The organism is Kitasatospora sp. NPDC088742, assembly GCF_055584905.1.
Genome location: NZ_JBVJLD010000003.1, coordinates 130,930 through 133,887 on the forward strand (window position 1 = coordinate 130,930; position 2,958 = coordinate 133,887).

General features: G+C 72.1%; 3 protein-coding genes and 1 tRNA gene. 2 read left to right on the top strand and 2 right to left on the bottom strand.

Annotation, left to right across the window (positions count from 1 at the left end):
* Positions 1 to 23: 23 nt before the first annotated feature.
* Positions 24 to 518, bottom strand: coding sequence for a carboxymuconolactone decarboxylase family protein (locus ACZ6ZR_RS04930; protein ID WP_465639428.1), 495 nt, complete (start codon positions 516 to 518; stop codon positions 24 to 26).
* Positions 519 to 616: 98 nt separating this feature from the next.
* Here ACZ6ZR_RS04930 and ACZ6ZR_RS04935 point away from each other — a divergent pair, with 98 nt between their 5' ends.
* On the top strand, positions 617 to 1,555 hold the full coding sequence (locus tag ACZ6ZR_RS04935) for a pirin family protein (protein WP_465639430.1): 939 nt from the start codon (positions 617 to 619) through the stop codon (positions 1,553 to 1,555).
* 383 nt (positions 1,556 to 1,938) lie between these two features.
* On the opposite strand, the gene ACZ6ZR_RS04940 is transcribed toward ACZ6ZR_RS04935, so the two are convergent.
* Complete coding sequence (locus ACZ6ZR_RS04940) at positions 1,939 to 2,481, bottom strand: nitrobindin family protein (RefSeq protein ID WP_465639432.1); 543 nt, start codon at positions 2,479 to 2,481, stop codon at positions 1,939 to 1,941.
* A 310-nt stretch (positions 2,482 to 2,791) separates the two neighbouring features.
* On the opposite strand from ACZ6ZR_RS04940, the gene ACZ6ZR_RS04945 reads away from it, so the two are divergent.
* Positions 2,792 to 2,868, top strand: a tRNA-Met gene (locus tag ACZ6ZR_RS04945).
* The last annotated feature ends 90 nt before the right edge of the window (positions 2,869 to 2,958 follow it).

Below are 2,958 nucleotides of genomic sequence, written 5' to 3' on the forward strand. Positions count from 1 at the left end.
GGGGGCGGGACCGCCGTCGTCGTTCAGCGGGCCGGGCGGACGGGGTGCTTGCTCAGGATGGAGACCCGGTTGAAGGCGTTGATGGTGACGGCCACCCAGATCACCGCCGAGATCTGCTCCTCCGTCAGCGCGGCGCGGGCCTCGGCGTAGGCCCGCTCCTGCGCGGTGTCGTCGGAGGGCACCGTGGTCGCCTCGGCCAGCGCGAGCGAGGCGCGCTCCTGGGGCGTGAACAGCCGGGTGTCGCGCCAGGCCGGCAGCACGCCGAGGCGCTGGGTGGTCTCGCCCTCCTGGAGCGCGGCCTTGGTGTGCACGTCCAGGCAGTAGGCGCAGCCGTTCAGCTGTGACACCCGCAGGTTGACCAGCTCGACCAGCCGCCGGTCCAGACCGGCCTCCGCGGCCGCGACCCGGACCGCCTCGGCGGTGGCGCGCATCGCGCGGAAGGGCTCCGGGTGCTGCTTGTCGATGAACACGCGCCGGGGCGCCGGGGCGGTCGTCACATCGGTCGCGGTGTCGGTCATGTGGACTCCTGTGCCTGGGGTCGGTGGCGATCGTCAATGATCTTCCCATGGCATAATAGTTGAATCTGGAACGATCCGGTTCAACGGGAGGAACTGCCATGGACTATGTCGAGACCGGCGCCGTGCAACCCTCGGTCGAGGTGCTGCCCGCGCGGGACGTGCCGCTCGGCGGTCCGCGCGCGATGACCGTGCGGCGCACCCTCCCGCAGCGGGCCCGTACCCTGATCGGCGCCTGGTGCTTCGTCGACCACTACGGCCCCGACGACGTCGCCGACACCGGCGGCATGGACGTCGCGCCCCACCCGCACACCGGCTTGCAGACCGTCAGCTGGCTCTTCACCGGCGAGATCGAGCACCGCGACAGCCTCGGCGTGCACGCGTACGTCCGCCCCGGCGAGCTCAACCTGATGACCGGCGGCCACGGCATCAGCCACTCCGAGGTCTCCACCCCCGCCACCACCGTCCTGCACGGCGTCCAGCTCTGGGTCGCCCTCCCCGACCAACACCGCCACGCCCCAAGGAACTTCCAGCACCACGCCCCCGCCGCCGTCCCCCTCGACGGCGGTGGCGAGGCCCGCGTCTTCCTCGGCACCCTGGCCGGTGACACCTCCCCGGTGAGCACCTTTACCCCGCTGCTCGGCGCCGAACTCACCCTCCGCCCCGGCGCCACCGTCACCCTCGCCGTCGACCCCGCCCACGAGCACGGCCTCCTCGTCGACCGCGGCACCGTCCTGCTCGCCGGCACCGCCCTCGAACCCGCCGCCCTCGGCTACCTCGCCCCCGGCGCGGCCGAGTTGACCCTCACCAACACCGCCGACACCGACGCGGTCGCCGTCCTGATCGGCGGCCCGCCCTTCGGCGAGGAGATCGTCATGTGGTGGAACTTCATCGGCCGCACCGACGCCGACATCCGCCGGGCCCGCGAGGACTGGGAGCACGGCGACCGCTTCGGCGAGGTGCAGGGCTACCCGGGCGACCGCCTCCTGGCACCGGAGCTCCCGACCATTCCCCTGAAGCCGCGTGGCCGGGTGCGCTGACCTGCGGCGATGGGACTCCTCGCACCACCGGCGGCCGCCCCTGGATCCGGCCGCCGGTGACCAACGCCACCCACGGGCCGACCGGCATCCCGCGAAAGCGTGGAAGGCAGGTGGGCAAGGCCGGGCGCCGTTCCCACGCTGGGGCCGGGGGCTCGGCCACGGAGGGGTGACCGCCGCAGGGGCGGCAGCCGACCGCACCGCCACCACCGGCTGGGGCGACTGCTGCGGCAGGAGCGGCATCTTCTGACGGGAAAGGACCTTCAAGTCGTCCGTGCTTGGAGGCCGCCGCAGCACCAAGATGCTGACGAGTACCGCCGGCGCCACCACGCCGGTCCCGCCGAACGCCTGCTCGACCGGCGTCACGGCGCGGATCACGGCCGCCCCTAACCCCTACGCTGGAGCTGCGCCGAGAGATGGTGCTGGAGCGGCTGGCCGACGGCCGCGAGGTCGTGGGTGAAGGTGAGGGTGCCGTCCTCGGTCAGGGTGTAGCGCCGGCGAGTGGCGGTGACCTCCTTGGCCGTGGGGGCGAGGGCCACCGCGTGGGTGGCGAGGTCGACCGTGGTGCCGTCCGCCCGGCCGACCAGGATTTCGGCGATGCCGGTGGGCTGGGTGATCAGCGCCTCCACCCGGCCCTCGGGCTGGATGCGCCACCAGCCGCTCTCCCGCGCCGAGGGGCGCAGCGGAGCGCCGTCGGTGTCGAGCAGCCAGGCCCGGGTCTCGAAGTGCAGGAACGGGCGGCCGTCGTGGCCGAAGGTGATCTCCTGCGCGTACGTGAACCCGCTGTCGAGCGTCGGGTATTCGCCGCGTCCCCGGCCGCGCCAGGTTCCCAGCAGGCCGAGCACCGGTTCCAGCAGCGCGTGCGGGGCGGGTGCCTGGTCCGGACTGAGGGCGTCGGGGTACGGGTGCTCCGCTACGGGGTCGAACACGACGCGCGCTCCTCAAGTCGGTCTGCCGCCAGGTCTGCTGACGGTCCGGGTGACTCGGGAAGCCTAACCTCGCGCTCTCGTGAAGCGGATCGTCCGACGCGTGGTCAGGAAAGCCGAAACTGCCTCTGGCCAGTAGGAATGAGGATCGTCGAGGTCCTTGTTCCTGTCGCTGTCGGAGGTCCTTCCCAGGTGAGTCAGGCGCCGGAGCCGCCGAACGTGCCGCTGAAGCCGCGCGGGAACCGTAGCTGACCTCTTGGCGGATACCCGTTTTCCGTTACGGCGTTCGATGCCGTACTGTTGCGTTCATCGACGCGGGGTGGAGCAGCTCGGTAGCTCGCTGGGCTCATAACCCAGAGGTCGCAGGTTCAAATCCTGTCCCCGCTACCAATGAAGAGGCCGGGGTCGGCACACAACGTGTGCCGACCCCCGCCGCATACCCGATGTGGCCCGCACGCTGCGGCGGGGCCCGCGGGCCCA

Excerpts from the sequence above, each read along its gene's own strand:
- ACZ6ZR_RS04935 (WP_465639430.1), top strand. The coding sequence starts at position 617 with ATGGACTATGTCGAGACCGGCGCCGTGCAACCCTCGGTCGAGGTGCTG.
- ACZ6ZR_RS04930 (WP_465639428.1), bottom strand. The coding sequence starts at position 518 with ATGACCGACACCGCGACCGATGTGACGACCGCCCCGGCGCCCCGGCGC.